This is a genomic window from Streptosporangium album, from assembly GCF_014203795.1.
GTDB classification, from domain to species: Bacteria; Actinomycetota; Actinomycetes; order Streptosporangiales; family Streptosporangiaceae; genus Streptosporangium; species Streptosporangium album.
Window position 1 is genome coordinate 2,299,313 of record NZ_JACHJU010000001.1, and the last position, 17,680, is coordinate 2,316,992.

General features: G+C 71.1%; 19 protein-coding genes. 10 read left to right on the forward strand and 9 right to left on the reverse strand.

Going from position 1 to position 17,680, the window contains the following annotated elements; all coding sequences use genetic code 11:
- Nucleotides 1-156 precede the first annotated feature (156 nt).
- The 3 genes from FHR32_RS10845 to FHR32_RS10855 all read right to left on the reverse strand — a co-directional run bounded on the left by FHR32_RS10845 (nucleotide 157) and on the right by FHR32_RS10855 (nucleotide 3,086).
- Nucleotides 157-783 carry a hypothetical protein gene (locus tag FHR32_RS10845; protein WP_184754189.1) on the reverse strand — a complete coding sequence of 209 codons (627 nt, stop codon included), beginning with the start codon at nucleotides 781-783 and terminating at the stop codon, nucleotides 157-159.
- Nucleotides 780-2,324, reverse strand: a complete 1,545-nt coding sequence (locus FHR32_RS10850) for an ATP-binding protein (protein WP_312882253.1) — start codon at nucleotides 2,322-2,324, stop codon at nucleotides 780-782. Before FHR32_RS10850 ends, FHR32_RS10845 begins: the two co-directional genes overlap by 4 nt.
- Before the next feature lie 78 nt (nucleotides 2,325-2,402).
- Complete coding sequence (locus FHR32_RS10855) at nucleotides 2,403-3,086, reverse strand: response regulator (RefSeq protein WP_184754190.1); 684 nt, start codon at nucleotides 3,084-3,086, stop codon at nucleotides 2,403-2,405.
- 186 nt (nucleotides 3,087-3,272) lie between these two features.
- Here FHR32_RS10855 and FHR32_RS10860 point away from each other — a divergent pair, with 186 nt between their 5' ends.
- The 3 genes from FHR32_RS10860 (at nucleotide 3,273) to FHR32_RS10870 (ending at nucleotide 5,283) form a co-directional block, all read left to right on the forward strand.
- Complete coding sequence (locus FHR32_RS10860; RefSeq protein WP_184754191.1) at nucleotides 3,273-3,641, forward strand: hypothetical protein; 369 nt, start codon at nucleotides 3,273-3,275, stop codon at nucleotides 3,639-3,641.
- Between the two features lie 16 nt (nucleotides 3,642-3,657).
- Nucleotides 3,658-4,326 carry a class F sortase gene (locus FHR32_RS10865; protein WP_312882254.1) on the forward strand — a complete coding sequence of 223 codons (669 nt, stop codon included), beginning with the start codon at nucleotides 3,658-3,660 and terminating at the stop codon, nucleotides 4,324-4,326.
- Between the two features lie 228 nt (nucleotides 4,327-4,554).
- A complete protein-coding gene (locus FHR32_RS10870; protein WP_184754193.1) occupies nucleotides 4,555-5,283 on the forward strand; it encodes a tyrosine-protein phosphatase in 729 nt (242 codons plus the stop codon).
- A 52-nt stretch (nucleotides 5,284-5,335) separates the two neighbouring features.
- Here FHR32_RS10870 and FHR32_RS10875 read toward each other — a convergent pair whose 3' ends face one another.
- Nucleotides 5,336-6,154 (reverse strand): alpha/beta fold hydrolase, encoded by an 819-nt coding sequence (locus FHR32_RS10875; protein WP_184754194.1) that lies wholly within the window; start codon nucleotides 6,152-6,154, stop codon nucleotides 5,336-5,338.
- Between the two features lie 154 nt (nucleotides 6,155-6,308).
- Between FHR32_RS10875 and FHR32_RS10880 the strand changes: the two genes are divergently transcribed.
- Both FHR32_RS10880 and FHR32_RS10885 read left to right on the forward strand, forming a co-directional pair.
- Entirely contained in the window at nucleotides 6,309-6,923 is a 615-nt protein-coding gene (locus tag FHR32_RS10880; RefSeq protein ID WP_184754195.1) for a TetR/AcrR family transcriptional regulator, read from the forward strand.
- 88 nt (nucleotides 6,924-7,011) lie between these two features.
- Entirely contained in the window at nucleotides 7,012-7,551 is a 540-nt protein-coding gene (locus tag FHR32_RS10885; protein WP_184754196.1) for a DUF4262 domain-containing protein, read from the forward strand.
- Nucleotides 7,552-7,785: 234 nt separating this feature from the next.
- On the opposite strand, the gene FHR32_RS10890 is transcribed toward FHR32_RS10885, so the two are convergent.
- On the reverse strand, nucleotides 7,786-8,019 hold the full coding sequence (locus tag FHR32_RS10890; RefSeq protein WP_184754197.1) for a hypothetical protein: 234 nt from the start codon (nucleotides 8,017-8,019) through the stop codon (nucleotides 7,786-7,788).
- A 686-nt stretch (nucleotides 8,020-8,705) separates the two neighbouring features.
- On the opposite strand from FHR32_RS10890, the gene FHR32_RS10895 reads away from it, so the two are divergent.
- The 5 genes from FHR32_RS10895 to FHR32_RS45880 all read left to right on the forward strand — a co-directional run bounded on the left by FHR32_RS10895 (nucleotide 8,706) and on the right by FHR32_RS45880 (nucleotide 13,170).
- On the forward strand, nucleotides 8,706-9,257 hold the full coding sequence (locus FHR32_RS10895; protein WP_184754198.1) for an RNA polymerase sigma factor: 552 nt from the start codon (nucleotides 8,706-8,708) through the stop codon (nucleotides 9,255-9,257).
- Nucleotides 9,254-10,207 carry a hypothetical protein gene (locus FHR32_RS10900; protein WP_184754199.1) on the forward strand — a complete coding sequence of 318 codons (954 nt, stop codon included), beginning with the start codon at nucleotides 9,254-9,256 and terminating at the stop codon, nucleotides 10,205-10,207. The genes FHR32_RS10895 and FHR32_RS10900 overlap by 4 nt, the downstream gene beginning before the upstream one ends.
- Nucleotides 10,208-10,473: 266 nt before the next feature.
- The gene (locus tag FHR32_RS10905; RefSeq protein ID WP_184754200.1) at nucleotides 10,474-11,877 is read left to right on the forward strand and encodes a hypothetical protein; all 1,404 of its coding nucleotides are present in this window, start codon (nucleotides 10,474-10,476) and stop codon (nucleotides 11,875-11,877) included.
- A gap of 151 nt (nucleotides 11,878-12,028) precedes the next feature.
- Nucleotides 12,029-13,039 (forward strand): scabin-related ADP-ribosyltransferase, encoded by a 1,011-nt coding sequence (locus FHR32_RS10910; protein WP_446696836.1) that lies wholly within the window; start codon nucleotides 12,029-12,031, stop codon nucleotides 13,037-13,039.
- A gap of 5 nt (nucleotides 13,040-13,044) precedes the next feature.
- Entirely contained in the window at nucleotides 13,045-13,170 is a 126-nt protein-coding gene (locus FHR32_RS45880; protein WP_281390864.1) for a hypothetical protein, read from the forward strand.
- A 6-nt stretch (nucleotides 13,171-13,176) separates the two neighbouring features.
- Here FHR32_RS45880 and FHR32_RS10915 read toward each other — a convergent pair whose 3' ends face one another.
- The 4 genes from FHR32_RS10915 to FHR32_RS10930 are packed head-to-tail and all read right to left on the reverse strand — an operon-like array spanning nucleotide 13,177 to nucleotide 17,673.
- Nucleotides 13,177-13,539, reverse strand: a complete 363-nt coding sequence (locus FHR32_RS10915) for a hypothetical protein (protein WP_184754202.1) — start codon at nucleotides 13,537-13,539, stop codon at nucleotides 13,177-13,179.
- A 49-nt stretch (nucleotides 13,540-13,588) separates the two neighbouring features.
- Complete coding sequence (locus FHR32_RS10920; protein ID WP_184754203.1) at nucleotides 13,589-15,508, reverse strand: sensor histidine kinase; 1,920 nt, start codon at nucleotides 15,506-15,508, stop codon at nucleotides 13,589-13,591.
- 60 nt (nucleotides 15,509-15,568) lie between these two features.
- Nucleotides 15,569-16,858 (reverse strand): amidohydrolase family protein, encoded by a 1,290-nt coding sequence (locus FHR32_RS10925; protein WP_221465355.1) that lies wholly within the window; start codon nucleotides 16,856-16,858, stop codon nucleotides 15,569-15,571.
- On the reverse strand, nucleotides 16,855-17,673 hold the full coding sequence (locus FHR32_RS10930) for an energy-coupling factor transporter transmembrane component T family protein (RefSeq protein ID WP_184754204.1): 819 nt from the start codon (nucleotides 17,671-17,673) through the stop codon (nucleotides 16,855-16,857). The genes FHR32_RS10925 and FHR32_RS10930 overlap by 4 nt, the downstream gene beginning before the upstream one ends.
- Between the last annotated feature and the right edge of the window lie 7 nt (nucleotides 17,674-17,680).

Below are 17,680 nucleotides of genomic sequence, written 5' to 3' on the forward strand. Positions count from 1 at the left end.
CGCTCCTCCGCTCCTCCGGGTGCTGCTTCCGCCTCGGGCCGGACCTCGCGTGAGGGGCTCCCGCCCGCGCGACCTACCACTCCCTGGGATTCCGGCGTTTCGCCCGCAACATGACGTTCGTGCGCGACCACTGAATGCCCGTGTCGGGGGTGAGGGTCACTCCGACCCGCGCGGGAACTCCGAGCACCGGAAGGACCCGAGCCGCCGGCCCCCCGTCCACTGGATGACGACGGTGACGGCGTCGGGGTCGATGTCGGTCCGCGCGGCCAGGGCGCTCGCCGCCGTACAGGTGAGCTGGCCCATCCCCAGCGTCGAGGGGGAGGCGGACGGCCTGGCCTCCCTGGGTGTCGGGTCGGTCACCCTGGGCACCGGAACGGGCATCGCGGGTGACGGCCTGGCCTCCTTGGGCACCGGAACGGGCAGCACGGGTGACGGCTTGGGCACCGGGAGCGTGATGAGGACCTTCGCCTGATCCGAGGCCACCTTCACCGGCGTCTCCGCGTCTGACCGAAGCTCGCTGCGGAGCCCTCGCCCGCGTTCGGCGGCGCTGGGCCCGTCCATCAGCAGGGTGAGCGTGTCTTTCAGCGGGGGCCACGGGATGGGGCGGATCGCGGCCTGCAGCCGCGACCCCGACACGAAGTAGAGCCGGGTGCTGGGGCGGAAGCCGACAGCGGGTTCGCCCCCGTCCACGACGCCTGTCGAGGTGATGCCACAACCGGCCGCCAGCAGCGTGACCGCCAGGGCGAGCGCCGGCGGCGTCCGGCGCGCGCGGGCGCTCGTCATCGCTCCTCCACGGCCGGGGAAGGTCCGGTGGCCTCCGCGCGGCGCGGCAGGGAGACCGTGAACACCGCTCCTCCCCCGGCCCGGTTGGCCACCTCGATCGAGCCGCCGTGCAGGCGCGCGTTCTCACGGGCGATGGCCAGGCCGAGACCGCTCCCGTCCGATCGCACCCGTGCCGCGTCGGCCTTGGAGAAGCGGTCGAAGACGTGCGGGAGGACGCGCGGGTCCACCCCGTCGCCCGCGTCCTGGACCTCGATGACGACGCCGCCCACTCCGCCCGGACCGTCCGCTCCCCTCAGATCGTCCGCTCCGCCCGGACCGTCGGCTCGCAGCCGTACGGTGACCGGGGGCGCGCCGTGGTCGAGCGCGTTGCCGACGAGATTGGCCATGATCACGTCGAAGCGGCGGGGGTCCATCCGGATCCGTACCCCCGGGGGGAGATCCAGCTCGACACGGCCGGTCCAGCCCCGGGTGCGCAGGCAGGCGCGGATCGCGTCCGCCACATCGATGTCGTCCAGGATGAGCGTCGCCGCCCCGGCGTCGAACCGGGAGATCTCCATGAGGTCCTCGACGAGCCGGACCAGCCTGCCCACCTCCAGGTTCATCAGGCGGGCCGCTTTTTCCAGGTCGCTTTCGAGGCGGCCGGCCTCCTCCTCGAACATGTCCGCCATCGCCAGGATGGACGCCAGCGGGGTGCGCAGCTCGTGGGACACGTCGGCGGCGAACCGGCGGGCCTTGACCTCCATGCCGCGCAGTTCGGACACATTGGTCTCCAGGGCGACGGCCGTGGCGTTGAAGGTCTTCACCAGCCTGGCCAGCTCGTCGCCGCCGCTCACCTTCAGGCGCGTGTCCAGCTCACCCGAGCCGAGCCTGCGGGCGGCCCGGTCGAGGTCGCGCACCGGGCGCAGCACACCCCGCGCCGCCACGAGGGCGAACACCACGGCCAGCACCAGGACGGGGATCACCCCGTTGCGTGCCGCCGCGACCAGCGCGTCCTCGTCCCCCTCCTCCTTGCTGAGCGGGGTCACCAGGTAGACCTCCACACCCGACGGCTCCGTCCGCTTGCCCAGCATCACCGGCGTGCCGACCACGAGGTAGGGGGTGCCGGAGGTGATCACGCGCTGGTGGAACAGGCGATTTCGCGCGACGACGGTACGGCGCAGCGCAGGGGTGATCGGGCCGGTGTCGTCCCCTGAGGCGATCAACCCCGAATCGCGGTAGGCGGCGGCGCCGGTCGCCTGCAGGAACGAGGGTGCGACCCCGTTGGCGAGCCGTTGCAGCGCCGCGCGGTCCGGCGGGTGCTGCATGTTCTCGGTGAGGGTCGCGACGCGCAGCCGGAACTCGTTGACGACCGACCACTCCGTGCGCCTCAGCATGAGGTCGTGCGCCTGCCGGTAGATCAGCCCGGCGGCGGTCAGGGCGCTGAGTCCCGCGAGGAGAACGAAGACGACCACCAGCCGGGCTCTGAGCCCGCGCACCCAGATGGGGAGTCGCGGTGTCCGCCGCCCGGAGCCGCCCCCACCCGCCCGATCTCCGCGGGTCACGTCGCCCACCGCCCGGACCGCCCGGCACCGGAGGCCGTCCGATCCACCCGGGTCACGTCGTCTCGCCTGGCGGACGGTTCACAGGGGCCCGAACCGGTAGCCGAACCCGCGGACGGTCTGGATGTAGCGGGGCCTGGACGGGATGTCCTCGATCTTCGTCCGGAGCCGCTGCACGCACGCGTCGACCAGCCGGGAGTCGCCCAGGAAATCGAGTTCCCAGACCGACTCCAGGAGCTGCTGGCGGCTGAACACCTGGCTGTTCGCCGCCGACAGCTCCAGCAGGAGCCGTAGCTCCATCGGCGGTAGGACGATCGGGACACCGGCCTTGGAGACGGTGAGCGCGCCACGGTCGATCGTCAGCTCGCCGTACGTCTCCTGCCCGGCCGCGGCGGCCGTCGCCGGGCCTCCGCGCCGCAGCACCGCGCGGATCCGCGCCTCCAGCACGCGCGGCCGGACCGGTTTGACCACGTAGTCGTCGGCCCCCGCCTCAAGGCCGCTGACGACGTCGAGATCGTCGCCGCGGGCCGTGAGCATGACGATGGGCGTGGGCCCGCCGGCGCGGATCCGGCGGCACACCTCGAATCCGTCGAGCCCGGGGAGCATCAGGTCGAGCACGACGATGTCCGCCGGAGCGACGAGCAGCCGCCGCAGCCCGTCCTCACCTGTCCGGGCGACCTCGACGTCGTGTCCGTGCCGGCCGAGTGACAGGCGCAGCCCTTCCCGTACGGACGGGTCGTCCTCGATCAGCATCACTCTGGCCACCGTCCAAGTATCCGCAGTGGCGGGACTGCTTCCTCACAATGAGGACATCCATTACACACTCATGACATTCCGGTCACGGCGAGCGGACATTGCCCTGCCAGCATCGAGACCGTTCCCGACCGGTGAACAGCTGTGCCGGTAGGCGTCGCCGGACCGTTTCGGCGACGCCGCCGCTGAGGAGGATGTATGCGATCTGTCCGTACCATCGTGGCCGCGACGGCGCTCGGCGTCGCGGCACTGACCATGGCCGGACCGGCCATGGCGGACGCGGAGCCGACGGCCGCCCCCAAGCCCGTGCCCACCGCCAAGCCCAGCCCGCAGGTGACCAGAGAGGCCAAGAAGCCCGCGCCGGTCACGCGGGCGGCACCGGCCGAGAAGCCCGCGCCGGTCAGCACCCGCGGGCCGAGGCCGGTCCCGTTGATCCCCAAGGGCGCCCCAGAGACCGGCGGAGGTCCCGCGGGGAGCGCTCTGGTGCCGCTCGGCGGAGTCCTTCTCGGCACGGGGGCCGGGATGGGCGTGCTGGTACGCCGCCGCCGCGCGCGGGTCCACGCCTGAGATGTCAGGTGGAGAGGTGACCGGCGGCCGCCATGCCCTGGGCGTGGCGGCCGCCGCCGTCACGCTGACCGGTGCCGTGCTCGTGAGCTGTGGGCTCCTGCCCCAGGAGGGCCCCCCGGCTCCGCCGGCCGTGAGCGCACGGGATGTGCCCTCGGCCGTGTCGCAGGCCGTACGGGCGAGTTCTTCCCCGACCGGTGGCAGCCGGTCCTCCGCGTCCTCGGCCGGTCCCGCTCTCGGCCGCTCCGAGCCGCGCCACCTGGACATCCCGAAGCTCGGCGTCCACGTGCCCCTCGGCCGGCTCGGCCTCAACCCGGACGGCACGGTGCAGGTCCCCCCGGTCGAGCGTCCCGAGCAGGCGGGCTGGTACTCGCGCGGGGTCACTCCCGGCGAGCGCGGGGCGGCGGTGATCCTCGGGCACGTCGACGGAGGGGGACGCCGGGGCGTCTTCTACGACCTCGGACGCCTGCGCGGCGGGGACACCCTCTCCGTCGGCCGCGCGGACGGCTCGGCCGCCACCTTCGTGGTCGAGTCGGTCGAGCAGGTCGCCAAGAGCGGTTTCCCCTCCCGGCGCGTGTACGGCCCGCTCGACCACGCGGGCCTGCGCCTGGTGACCTGCGGCGGCACGTTCGACAGGCGGACCGGCCACTACACGGGCAACGTCATCGTCTACGCGCGTCTCGCCTGAGCGGAGGGACCCGGCTCAGCGCAGCGCCAGGTCGAGTGCGCGCTCGACGTGGATGCGGGAGGAGTCCTCGACGCGCCCCTGGGTGAGCTCCCGGTAGATGACGAGGATTCCCAGCTCATGCCGCCGATCAGGCCGATGGTTCGCATCATGTGTCCATGGTCGCCCATGCGGGCCCCGCCGGACGTCGTACAGGATGGGCTTGATTCATCGACGCGGGAGGTGGAAGTGATGGACGATCGTCATCTCGGCTGGGACGGCTGCTACAACGTCCGCGACCTCGGCGGTCTCCGTACCGCCGGGGGGCGCGTGACCCGATGGGGGGCGGTCGTCCGCTCGGACGCCCCCGACCAGCTGAGCCCGGCGGGCTGGTCGGCACTGGCCGCGCACGGTGTCCGCACGGTCATCGACCTGCGCAACGACCACGAACGCCCGGCAGGGGTGAAGGCCGGCGCGGCCGGGGTCGACATCGTGCACGTCCCGCTGGAGGACCTGACCGACACCGCGTTCTGGGACCACTGGGGCAAGGGGCTGTACGGCACGCCGCTGTACTACCGGCCCTTCCTCGACCGCTTCCCGGAACGGTGCGCCACCGCCGTGGCGGCCGTCGCCCGCGCCCGGCCCGGCGGCGTCCTCATCCACTGCGCCGCGGGCCGTGACCGTACGGGGCTCGTCACCCTGTTGCTGCTCGCGCTGGCCGGAGCCGCGCACGAGGACATCGTCTCCGACTACGAGCTGAGCACCGAGCGCCTGCGGCCGCTCTTCGCCGCGCTGGGGAAGGAAGACCAGGACATCGCCATCCGGAGGCTCCTCGCGGCCGAGAACACCTCCGCCCGCGCCACCGTACTCGCCGTGCTGGAGTCTCTCGACGCCGAGGCCTACCTGCGGGCGGCGGGCCTCGGCGACGAGGATCTCGCGGCGGTCCGCGCCAGGATTCTCACACCGGCGGCCACCCGGTGAGATCGGCGGCAGGGCGGAAAGGCCCGTTCCCGGTGATCGGGGGACTCCCGGTTCAGTCGACGGAGTCCAGGGACCGGAGGAACGCGCGGACGGCGGTGGCGAAGCCCTCGGGGTCGCCCGCGTAGACGAAGTGGTCGGCCTCCAGCTCGGCGAGGTGGGTGCCGGGGCGCCGCTCGACCATGGCGTGGGCCTGCTCGGCGGGGATGACGCCCTTGGTGCCGCGCACCAGGAGCGCCGGGCAGGTGCTCGCGAGCCAGTCGCTCCAGTGGTCGCCGTGGACCAGCTCCTCGGAGTCGACCATGTCCTGGGGGTGGAAGGGCAGGCGCCAGGTGCCGTCGGGGTTCTCGCGGAGGGCGTCGCCGAAGAAGGGGGCGGCCTGGCCCAGCCCTTCGATCAGCGCCTCGCGGGTGGGCGCCTCGTACGGCAGGGCGAGCACGAAGGCGAGCGGGTTGGGGCCGTCGAGGCCGAAGGAGGCCGGCCCCTCCGCGTTGACGACGGCGCCGACCCGGCCGGGGTGGCGGGCGGCGAGCTGGTAGGCGTTGACGGCGCCGAGCGAGTGCCCCAGGACCACGGGCCGGTCGAGGCCGAGGTGGTCGAGCAGGGCCACGACGTCGGCGATGTAACCCTCGCGGGAGTAGTCGGCCGCCCGGTCGGACTCGCCGTGGCCGCGCTGGTCGAGGGCGATGACCCGCCACTCGGGGGCCAGCGCGGCGGCCAGGCCGGCGAAGCTCGCCCCTTCGGACATGTGGCCGTGCAGGGCGACAAGAGGGCGACCGGTCCCGCCGAAGTCGAGGTAGGACAGGCGACGGCCCGCGATGTCCAGCCCGGCCCGTACGGGAGTGGTCGTCGGGGAGGTGGTGTCCTGGCTCATGCCTGCCTCTTTCGTGTGATCGCCGCGCCGTCCGACCGGAACGGCCTGATTGAAGTGGACGGTACAGAGATTTGCGCATTTGCGCAATGCAAATGCCTAATTCATATGCGCTACCCCTTGATGGCGCCCCCGCCAAGGCAAGTAGCATCCCGGTATGGGAAATCGTGAGGATCTGCTCGCCGGCGCCAGGCGCTGCCTGGAGGAGAAGGGCTGGGCGCGGACGACCGTCCGCGACATCTCGGCCGCCTCCGGAGGGGTCAGCATGGCGGCCATCGGCTACCACTTCGGTTCCCGGGAGGCACTGCTGAACGCGGCGATCATCCAGGCGCTCGACGAGTGGGGGAACGAGACCGGCCGCACGCTGGCCGCCTACGGTGACCCGGGCTCCTCCCCCGCGGAGCAGTACGAGGCCATGTGGACGCAGATGATCGAGTCGTTCACCGAGCATCGGAAGCTCTGGCTCGCCACCATCGAGGCGATCCTGCAGGCCGAGCACTCATCCGAGCTGCGAAAATACCTGGCCGACAGCCAGAAGGAAGGGCGCCGAGGGGTGGCGGGGATCCTGCGGGGGGTCCCGGAGGACGAGCTCTCCGACTCCACGGTGCGGACCGTCGGCTCGGTGCAGATGGCGCTGCTCTCCGGCGTCATGATGCAGTGGCTGACCGACCCCGAGCAGTCACCGTCCGGACCCGAGGTGGTGGCCGGGCTGCGCGACCTCGTGGCGAGCATCGACCCGGCCGGCTCCCCGCCCCGGACGGTCCGACGGTGAACGTGGGGCTACCACCTCACCGAGCCGGGGCGGGAGCCGGTGCCGGGCCTGACAGCCCCTTCAGCCAGAGAGCACTACGCTCGACACCATGTTCGACCAGCATGTATGCCACTGTCTCCTGTGCGTTGAACGCGACGTGGAGCTCGACGAGATCGATCACAGCACGATGCGGCACGTCCGGGAACGCGGTTGGGGCGTCATCATGGTCCCGGAGGACGAGGACGGTCCGGGGTGGGCGTTCACCGTCGGGCTGTGGCACACGTTCCGCTCACCCGAGGCGGCGATGTTCGGACTCCGGGTGGACGTGATGCAGAACTGCCTGAACACCCTCGCCGACGGAGTCGCGGCCGGTCGTCATCTCGTCGACGGCCAGGAGCGGGACGACGTCATCAGGAACTACTCGGTCGTCGCGAGGAGCGTTGACACGAGCTGGTACCGATCGCTGTTCGGCATGGCGTTGCACTTCTACCAGGAGCCGCCGCTGCCCTTCATGGAGATCGTGTGGCCCGACGCCGACGGCCGGTTCCCCTGGGACGCCGACGCGACACCGAAGCTGCGCGAGCTCCAGCCGACGTTGTGGATTCCGAAGGACGACCACGCCCCGGGGCCGTGGACGAAACTGCCCTGACGGAAACCGGACCGCCCGGACGGAAACGGGACCGCCTCGACAGGAAAGGCCACGCGCCCGCCCCTCGAGGGAGCGAGCGCGCAACCGCGGCGGATCGACCCGCCTTTCTCACTGAGCGGAGATCCAGCGGAAGATATTTCCATTTTTTACCAGCACGGTCTTTTGCTGACCGTCCGAGTGCGGAAATCGGACGCGCCATGCCCGTGCGCGGCTCCGGAATGGGCCGGTCCCGGCTCAGTCCTCGATGTTCTGGTTCCCGCTGCCGACCAGCTCATCTTCCGCCTGCTCATCCTCCGCGAAGATGAAGTTCTTCACCCAGCCGGATCCGTGGCCGGCATTCGCCTGTGTGCTGGTCGCGCTGGCGCCGTGACCCTCGTCCGCGACCGCCGGGCCCGCCATGAGCGCTCCGGCGAAAAGGGTTGCTCCGACCGTGACCGCGGCGAGCGATGCGGCAGTTTTCGTTCCCATGTGATCCTCCGATTCCAAGAAGACGGAATTCGCCCTCATGACTTACCGACGTCCCAAGAATGCCGGACGAATAATCACAAAAAATACCGCCAAGCGCTTATACTTCAGCAAAGCAAAGAAGGCCTACATAAATAGGAAATAAATTAGACATATCAGCTTATTTCTACATGAATTTATCCTATTTTCGCTGCGGCCGTCTTCCCCCGTTCCGCCACATGGTCGAACACGGCGGGCAAGCAGCGTGAGAACGGGTGCGCGGCGAGAGTTCCGAGGACGTTTCTCATCGACTTGGCAATCCGTGGAACATCACGGCCTCGCGGGGCCCGTCACGACTCGGGATCACGCGCGAGCACCGACCGGCCGCCGACGGGCACCCCGGCCCGGCTCAGCCGGGCTCGCCGAACCAGCGGCGGAGCGCGGCCCGGAGAGAGGACGCGTCACCGGGGGCGCACCAGGCGACGCCCGCCGGGGTGCCGGTGAACGGGATGCCCGGTGGAAGCGCACCTCCCCGTAGGAGGACCCGCCCACCGCCTCCAGCAGTCCCCGGCGGTTCAGGCTCTGGGCCGCCCTGGCGTGCAGGGTGCCGGCCTTGAAACTGCTTCAATCACAACAATCGCCTTAAAGGTGAAACAGAACCCCGGGTCCGGACAGGTACAGGTGACGAGTCCCCTTGGAAAGGGAGCAGAGTGGGCCCCCCTGACCCGAAGCAGCGCTTCGAGGAGATCTATGACGCGCACTACCCGGATCTCCTCGCCTACGTGCGGCGGCGCACCGATTCCCCCGACGACGCGGCCGACGCGCTCGCCGAGACGTTCACCACGGCCTGGCGCCGGATGGACGACATCCCCCAGGGACACGACGCCCGGCTCTGGCTGTACGGCGTGGCCCGGCGGGTCCTGGCCAACCGGCGGCGGGAGGAGACCCGGCGGAGCGCGCTGGCCGTACGGCTCCGCGCGGAGCTGACCGTCTGGGCCGAGAACGCCGTCGAGGAGGACCCCGACGGGGTCCGCGCGGCGTTCCGGCGGCTGAGCCCCGAGGACCGGGAGCTGCTCTCCCTGGTGAGCTGGGAGGGCCTGAGCTCCGAGGAGATCGCGAAGGTGCTGGGCTGCTCGCGCGGCGCCGTACGCCTCCGGCTGCACCGGGCCCGCAAACGGCTCGCCCGGGAGCTGACCTCCGCGGGATACGACATGACCAGGTACGGCTCGCGCGCGGTGGCGCTGGCGAAGGGACAGCTGTGATCAACGACATCGACCGGATCGTCGCGGGGATCGCGCCCGACCCGGGCCCGGGCATGACCCCGGGGGCCAGAGAGCTCTTCGACGAGATCACCACGGCCCCGGCCGTCGCGCCCGGCAGGTTCCACCGGTGGTTCGCCACCCGTCCCGCCCGCCGGTGGAGCGCCGGCCGTCCCGTCTCCCCCGCCCGCCGGTTCGCCGTACCGATCGTCGCCGGGCTCGCCACCGCGGCGATGGCCCTGGGCTGGGTGCTCCCCGGCGGCTACGGCACGTCCCCGGCCTCCGCCGCCCTGGACATCCGGCAGGAGGGCGACTACTACGTCATCACGGTGAAGGATCTCTACGCCGACCCGGAGTCGTACGAGCGCGAGCTACAGGCCCGCGGCATCGGGATCACGCTCAGCGTCGATTCGGCGCCGTCGAGCCTCGACGGCCGGATGATGGTGATGGACCCGCAGGCCGACGGCCTGTCCAACGCGCAGCAGCAGGAGAGGAAGGACCTCATCACGACGACCGACCGGGCGGGAGCCTGCTACCGCCCGGAGGTGAGCTGCCCGATCGGGCTCAGGGTCCCCGTCGCCTACAAGGGCCGGGCTGAGATCTCCCTCGCGCGCAAGGGCCGCCCCGGCGAGATGTACAGGTTGCGGGTCAGCCTCGCGGCGCCCGGCGAGCCGCTGCACTGCGTCGCCTTCGTCAACAGGACCCTCGACGAGGTGCGGCCGCTGCTCCAGAAGCGGGGCATCGGCCTGAAGTTCGTCGGCAACGAGGGGACACCGGCCTCGGTGCCCGGATCGTGGTACGTCCACGACGGCGTCCTGGAGTCCGCGACCTCGGCGCTCATGCTGGTCTCGCCCACCAGGAAGAAGCTCGCCCCGCCCGAGGCGGAATTCGCTCCGGAGAACCAGTGCGAGAAGGGCACCCCGGAGGACGGTCAGGGCGTGGGAACGTCGTGACCGGGCCGCCCACGTCCTGACAGCCCCTCCTCCCATGCCCGCACCGGCATCCCCGAGGCTGAGTCCGGGCGCGAGCCCGCCGCACGTCCGGACCCGGGTGCGGGCCGGGAAGACGCCCCCGCACATCGGCGAACTTCTCCACGCCGCGCGCCCCCTTTCACGTGCGCCAGACCTCCTCCGCGCCATGTGCTCTCCCCCGCCTGCGCGAAACCTCCTCCGCGCTCTCCTCGGCATGCGCGGAACTCCCCCTCGACGATCGGATCCACGTGCTCACAGACGTCCGTCCCGCGGCCCTCCCCCGGACCGGCCGCGTCCTCACCGGTCACCGCCTCTTCGCCGTGGTCCTGGCGCTGGCCGCGGCCCTCCGGGTGGTCACGATGCTCGGCTACCGCCCCGCCCAGGTGTACTGGTACGACTCCTTCACCTACCTGGACACCGCCGTCCATCTCAAGCCGTCGGCCGCCTTCCACCCGATCGGCTACCCGCTGCTGCTGAGAGCCCTGTGGCCGTTCCACAGCGTGGAGGTGATCGCGGGTGTCCAGCACGCCATGGGGCTGGGCATCGGGCTGATGGTCTACGCCCTGCTGCGCCGTAAGTCGCTGCCCGGCTGGGGGGCGAGCCTGGCCGCGGCGCCCGTCCTGTTCGACGCCTCGTTCCTCCGGCTCGAACACAGCGTCCTGTCGGACACGCAGTTCAACCTCTTGATCGTCGCCGGGCTCACCGTCCTGATGTGGTCGCCGGAGCTGTCGACGCGGGCCGCCGCAGGGGCGGGCCTGCTGTTCGCGATGGCCGCGCTGACCCGGACGATCGCACTGCCGCTGCTCATCCTGGTGCTGGTCCTGCTGGCCGTCCGGCGGATCGGCTGGCGGCCCCTGGCGGCCATGACGCTGGCCGGGACGCTGCCGCTCGTGGCCTACGCGGGCTGGTACGGCCAGCACCACGGCAGGTTCGCCCTCAGCGGCGCCGACGGGGTCGCGCTCTGGGCGCGCACCATGACCTTCGCCGACTGCGCGGTGATCAGGCCGACGCCGGAGCAGGCGAAGCTCTGCCCCAACGGGACGGTGGTGGACGCGGCCTCCGAATACGTCTGGGCCCCGGAAGCCTCACTCAACAGGCTCCCGGGGGACCGGTTCTCCCACAACGAGCTCGCCCGCTCGTTCGCGATCAGCGCCATCATGGCCCAGCCGTTCGACTATCTCCGCGAGGTGGCGAAGGACACCGCGCTGACCTTCGCCTGGACCCCGGTCGCCCACCCCAAACGGGTCACCCCGGCCTTCGGCTTCGCGCACGGGAGCTGGCCGCTGCCCGAGTTCCCGCTGATCGACACGGTGAAGCGGGAGTACGACCCGGGCATCCGGGGCCTGTACTCGGTCCGGCCGTACGCGGATTTCCTGGTCGCCTACCAGTACCCCGCGTACCTGCGCGGCCCGCTGATCGGCGTGCTCCTGCTGCTGGGCGCGGCGGGCGCGGTGCTGCGACGGCGTGCCGTGCTACTGCCCTGGGGCGTGGCGGCAGGGCTGCTGGTGGGTCCGGTGGCGGTGCTGGACTTCGACCACCGCTACGTCCTGCCGGTCATCCCCGTCGCCTGCCTGGCCGCCGCGCTCGCCGTGCGGGAGCTGACGGGGCTTGTCCGAGACGGAAGATCGGCTGGCCGGGTCAGGAACACGTAGCCATACCCGTGTTCACCGGAATGCCATCGGCTGTCGGTCTCACGGTTACCGAAGGGGACATCCGCAAGGCGAGAGTGATGATCATCGGGTTCGCCGCGGTCTCCGGAAGGTCAGGCTCTCATCACATGCGTCACGAACGCCCGTCCCGCTGATGGGGCTGGAGCCACCGGCCGGGCTCGTCCCTGTTCTGGAACTGACCGGCTTGTCGTGGCCACAGGACGAGACCGTCATTTACGCGGCAGGTCAGCGGTGGTTGAGGTTCGCGGACATGGCGGAGCGTCTCGGACGCGATGGCGACGACCTGGCCGTCCGGTTCACCAGCCGTAACACCGGTGAGGGCGTTGACGCCTTCCACGCCGACTGGACCGGCGAGGAGAGCGTGTCCTCCCATGTCGGAGACCTCGCCGAAGCGGCCCGGCTCGTCGGTGTCGCGCTACTGGCCGCTGCGGTCGTCGTCCTCGCGTACAAGCTCGGCATCATCGCGGCGCTCATCGGACTGCTCGTACGGCTGGTGACGGCGAGCATTCTCCCCGGAGGCGCGGTGGCGGCGGTCGTGGCCGAGCGGGCCGTTCTCAACCGGCTGCGCAACAAGATCGTCGAACTGCTCCAGCGGGTGGTGGGGCGTCCCTTCGCGAGGGCGGCCGAACGCCTTGGCCGGCCCCTGATCCGCACTCCCCGGCGCTGGCCGGCGCATCTCCTCCGGGACCGCACGCAGGCGGCCGCCGACCGTTCCTTCGATCCCGATGACATCGTGCCGCGTGACGTGGTGTGGCGCACCGAGCGCAGGATCCTGGGGCGGTACGACTCCCGCGGACCGGACCGGATATTCGAGGAGGGATTCCAACCACAGGGGGATGAGCTGGATCTGCACGAGTTCATCCACGGCCATCCCGGAGGGTTCGTGTCCACCTCCCGCGATATCAATCTGATCGTGCGGGCGCGTCACAACGGCTTCTACCGATACCTCGTCGACGTCCCGGGCGGGATCGACGTGCGCCGTTCGGCGCGGGTGAACACATACCTGCGCCCCATTCGGACGGAGCGGGAGGTGGCTGTCCCCGGCGGCATCGATCGGCGGTACATCGTGGGTGCCCAGCGATATCGCGGGGGAGGCATGTTCGACCCGTTCATCCCCAATCCGCATTACTCCCCTGAAGGATGACATCCTTGGCAGAGCCACCACAGGTGACCGACGACCTGCGCAAGGAGGCCCGCGTCCACCCGGCGGTCAACCCCTCCGGGAGGATCGGCGTTCACCTGCCCCGCGCCGACTTCGGCCGGCCGCGGACCTGATCCACGTCACACGTCCCGCACGTCCGGATGGGTGATCTTCTCGATCGCCTCCTCGCTCACCCGCTCGCCGCCCCGGTGGTTTACAGACATCGTCCAGAGTCTCTCCGACACCGTGCCGTACTGGTCGGCGATGCCTTGCCCCTTGTCCACGAGCATCTGGACAAGCCTGCGATGAAACTCCCCGAGCTCCCCGGTCAGCTCGCCGTCACCCAGGGGGTCGCCGTCTTCGGCGAGGCCCATACGGAACGTCTCCACATCGCGCACCAGTTCGCCCGACAGCCGAGCCAGAGCCGATGCCGTCTCGCTCAGCTCGCTGTGCGAGATGTTCACCTCGCGCACAACCGCCTCCTCGAATGGATGCTTCCCCACGCCATCTTCCAGAAGCCGTGTCCCGATGGCCACCTCACCGCCGCTCTGGCTATTCGAGAGCTCGCACGGCCGGCATCTGCCGCTGCTCGGGCTCGGTTTCGGCGAGCACGGCCTGCGGGATGAGCACGACCGCGGTGGTCCCGCCGAAGGGCGAGCGGCTCAGCGTGACCTTGATGCCGTGGCGGGCGGCGAGCTGGCTCACCACGAACAGGCCGAGCTGCTCGCTGTCGGCCACGTCGAACTCGGGCGGGGTGGCCAGGCGTCCGTTGATCGCCTCGCGTTCGATCTCCTTCATGCCGAGGCCCCGGTCCTCGATCTCGATCACGAAGCCCCGCCCGACGATCTCCCCGCGGACTCTCACCTGGGCGGTCGGCGGCGAGAAGGAGGTCGCGTTCTCCAGCAGCTCGGCCAGCAGGTGGGTGACGTCGGCGGTGGCGGAACCGGTCAGCCGGGCGTCCGGCAGGGGCGGGACGGTGACCCGCTGGTAGTCCTCGACCTCGGCCACGGCCGCGCGGACCACGTCCATGAGGGGGACGGGGTTGCGCCAGGTGCGACCGGCGGTGGCGCCGGAGAGGATGACCAGGCCCTCCGACTGCCGCCGCATGCGGGTGGTGAGGTGGTCGAGCCGGTAGAGGTCCTCCAGCGCGCACGGATCGTTGGTCTTGCGCTGCATGGAGTCGAGCTGGGCGAGCTGGCGGTGGACCAGTGACTGGTTGCGCCGTGCCAGGTTGCGGAAGACCCGGTTGAATCCCTGGCGGAGCCGGGCCTCTCCCACGGCGGCCTGGACGGCCGTGCGCTGCACGGTGGAGAACGCCCGGCCGACGTCGGTGATCTCCATGGTGGTGCCGGTCGTGGGGATCGGCGGCGCCTCGGTCTCCACGTCCACGGACTCGCCCTTGCGGAGCCGCTCGACGACCTGCGGCAGCCGCACCTCGGCCAGGTCCAGGGCCGCCAAACGCAGGCTGCCCAGCTCTTCGGCGAGTCCCCGGCCGAGCCGCGCGGACAGGACGACCGCGCCCAGAATGGCGGCGAGACCGAGGCCGCCGGCGAGGACGATCTTCGTGATGATGCCGCCCGCGGCGTCGTCGGCTCGGCTGTTCAGCAGCTCGGCGCGGCTGGCCAGGAAGCGGTCCATGGTCAGGTCGAAGGAGCCGGCGAGGGCTCGCCAGGCGTCCCGGTCCCGGGGCAGCTGCGACCTGTCGACCATGTCGAGCTCCAGGGTGACCAGTCCCCGGTAGGCGAGAGAGTCGGTGAGCGAGTTCAGAGGTCCGCGCAGCTCTTCGTCCAGCGTGGCGGCGCCCTCGGTGAGCAGCATCCGCCGGTTCGGCGCGAGCACCTCCATCGCCTCGTACTCGTCGTGGGTCAGCCGGCCCGCGATGGTGGCGCCGGAGACCAGCGCGTCCTCCCTGGACAGCAGGTCGTGCGCGTGGGTGATCCGCTGGAGCCCGACGGCCTGCTGGTAGAGCCGGATGTCCGAGACGGTGACGACCTGGTCCTGGAGCCGGTAGGCCGCGTCGGTGATCCTGCTGAACGCCTGGACGGTCTGCAGCCGGTTGGCCGTGCGCCCGTCGACGTTCCTGCGGATGGAGCGCACCTCGTCGGTCTCCGCGAGGACCCGCTTGACCGCCGCGGCCAGTCCCGGGTCGGTGACCGTGGTCGCCTCCAGCGAGGTGGCCTGGGTGCGGAAGTCGGTGATCGCCTTGTTGGTCCGGCTCCGCGCCTCGGTCAGGTCATCGGGCTGGGAGACGTCCTTGCTCAGCGCGACGGCCGAGAGCTTGCGCTCGTTCTGCACCTCGGCGACCAGGGCGGCGGCGGGCGCCGACACCCGCTCGTACAGCGTGGTGGCTGAGCGCAGCTCGAAGAAGTCCCCGACGACATACCCCGTGACGAACGTCCAGAGCGCGATGAGCGCCACGATGGGGAGGCTGAGCAGCGCGTACAGCTTGAAGCGAATGGTCCGGGATCCCATGACACCATGCCTGCGATATCGATGTCCGCAATATAGACAAATAGCGGGAAAGATCGGAGATTAACATCCAACGACGGCCGCTGTCCGGTGATCCCAGATCATCTTTCCTCCGACGGCCGTCGCGACGCAGCGTCCCGGCCCTTCCTCGACGAGGATCCGGTACGGCTCCGTCCCCGCGGAGACGTCGAAGACCGCGAAGTCCGCCGGTCCGCCGGGGGTGAGCCCCTCGGGGATGCCCAGGGCGCGGGCCCCGCCCAGCGTGGCGGCCTCGACCAGCCGCCGGTCCAGGTCGGCGGCCCGGTAGCCCTGCCGTACCGCGAGGTCGCGGAGGACGGCGACGTCGGCCAGCACGTCCAGCGACGGCGAGGAGGAGAGCGAGTCCGTGCCGACCGCGATGGGATTGCCCTCGGTGAGCAGCGCCGCCACGTCCGGGTCCCCCGCGCCGACCGTCTGGTTGGAACGGGGGCAGAGCGCGACGGCGGTGCCGCGCGCGCGGAGCAGGGCCCGGTCGGCGGCGTCCAGGTGGGTGCCGTGCGCGATGTGACAGTCCGGCCCGAGCATGCCGAGCCCGTCCAGGAGGGCGGTGGGGCCGAGGCCCGTGCCCCCCTCGCGCAGGATGGCGAAGTCGAACCCCAGCTCCCTGACCATCCGGGCCAGCGGCCCGGTGCCCGAGACCGTGTACTCCCGCTCGTGCGCGCCCTCGGCCAGGTGGATGTGGAGGCGCAGCCGCCGGGAACGGGCCAGGGCGGCCGTGTCGCGCAGCACCCCGGTGTCGAGCGTGTAGGGCGCGTGCGGGGAGACGCCCACCGGCGGCCCCACCGCGTCGAGCAGGGCGCCGAACCGCTCCCGCCCCGACACGGCCCAGCTCGCGTCGGTGTCGCCGAGAGCCTCCAGGTACGGCAGGCCGCCCAGGCCCGCGTCCCGCAGCGCGCCGGCCGCCACCAGGTCGGTGACGACGTCGGCGGCCGAGGTGGTCCCCGACCGCAGAGCCTGCGACGCGCCGTCGCGGGCGCTGGCCGCCCAGTCGATCGGGGCGCCGAAGTAGACCGCGTCGAAGGCGGTGGACCACTCCTCGAAGGAGGCGTAGCGGCGCTGCCCGACCTCGGCCATGTGCGTGTACTGCAGGTGGGTGTGGGCGTTGACCAGCCCGGCGACGATCATGCCGTCCCAGCGGGTCTCCTCCCCGTCCGGCCACGCGGCCAGGATCTCGGCACGCGGGCCGAGGGCGGCGACGCGGCCGTGCCGTACGGCCAGGGCTCCGTCGTGGAGCGGGGGCCCGCTGACCGGCAGGACCAGCGGCGCTGAGTGGATCACAGTGCCCGTCCACCGGGGGCTCCGCGGCGAGGTCACGGCGTCCACACCTCGCCGAACGGCCCGAAGAACTTGGCGGCGGTCATCGCCACGGTGAGCGCCAGGAACGCGCCCAGGACCAGGTAGTCGGTACGGTCGAAGCCGAGCTCGCGCATCCAGGTGCGGTGCTTGGCGCCGAAGCCGCGCAGGTCCATGGCGTTGGCGGTGTCCTCGGCGTCGATCAGCGCGTTCACCGTCACGGGGACGACGACGGGCTTCAGCGAGGCGAGCTTCCGCAGCGGGTTGCGGCTGCGGCTGTGCTCGTAGCCGCGGACCCGCTGGGCGTCGATGGTCTCGCGCATCGAGACGACCGTGGACGGCAGGAACCGGAACGTCAGGTCCACGCCGTAGGCGAGCCGCTGTGACAGGCGGAGCCGGGCGAGGGCGGTGCCGAGGTCGGCGGGGGCGATGTCGAAGGCCACCGGGAAGCTGACCATGGCCAGGGAGGCGTAGCGGACCAGCATGGTGATCGCGTACGACAGGGTGACCCAGGTGATCTCCGTCCCGGAGAGCGGGATGGTGAACAGCGTTTCCCCGGCCCCCTCACGGGTGTCGGTCGAGGTGATGATGCTGTTCATCACCACCAGCAGCGTGGTGAAGGTCAGCATGAAGATCCAGTTGGCCCTGACACCGCGCCACGGGATGCCCGCGGCGCGGTAGTACACCATGGCGACCGCGGCGCACACGAGCATGCCGCGGAGGTCGGCGACGTTCACCACCGCCACGAAATAGAGCACGGGGACCAGCAGGAGCACGCGCGGGTCACGTCGTGCGAGGAAGGAACCCGCGCCCAGATAGCGTGGCGTGACATCCATCGGCCTG

Excerpts from the sequence above, each read along its gene's own strand:
- FHR32_RS10845 (WP_184754189.1), bottom strand. The coding sequence starts at position 783 with ATGACGAGCGCCCGCGCGCGCCGGACGCCGCCGGCGCTCGCCCTGGCG.
- FHR32_RS10880 (WP_184754195.1), top strand. The coding sequence starts at position 6,309 with ATGGGAAATCGTGAGGATCTGCTCGCCGGCGCCAGGCGCTGCCTGGAG.
- FHR32_RS10860 (WP_184754191.1), top strand. The coding sequence starts at position 3,273 with ATGCGATCTGTCCGTACCATCGTGGCCGCGACGGCGCTCGGCGTCGCG.
- FHR32_RS10920 (WP_184754203.1), bottom strand. The coding sequence starts at position 15,508 with ATGGGATCCCGGACCATTCGCTTCAAGCTGTACGCGCTGCTCAGCCTC.
- FHR32_RS10870 (WP_184754193.1), top strand. The coding sequence starts at position 4,555 with ATGGACGATCGTCATCTCGGCTGGGACGGCTGCTACAACGTCCGCGAC.
- FHR32_RS10890 (WP_184754197.1), bottom strand. The coding sequence starts at position 8,019 with ATGGGAACGAAAACTGCCGCATCGCTCGCCGCGGTCACGGTCGGAGCA.
- FHR32_RS10875 (WP_184754194.1), bottom strand. The coding sequence starts at position 6,154 with ATGAGCCAGGACACCACCTCCCCGACGACCACTCCCGTACGGGCCGGG.
- FHR32_RS10885 (WP_184754196.1), top strand. The coding sequence starts at position 7,012 with ATGTTCGACCAGCATGTATGCCACTGTCTCCTGTGCGTTGAACGCGAC.
- FHR32_RS10910 (WP_446696836.1), top strand. The coding sequence starts at position 12,029 with ATGGGGCTGGAGCCACCGGCCGGGCTCGTCCCTGTTCTGGAACTGACC.
- FHR32_RS10930 (WP_184754204.1), bottom strand. The coding sequence starts at position 17,673 with ATGGATGTCACGCCACGCTATCTGGGCGCGGGTTCCTTCCTCGCACGA.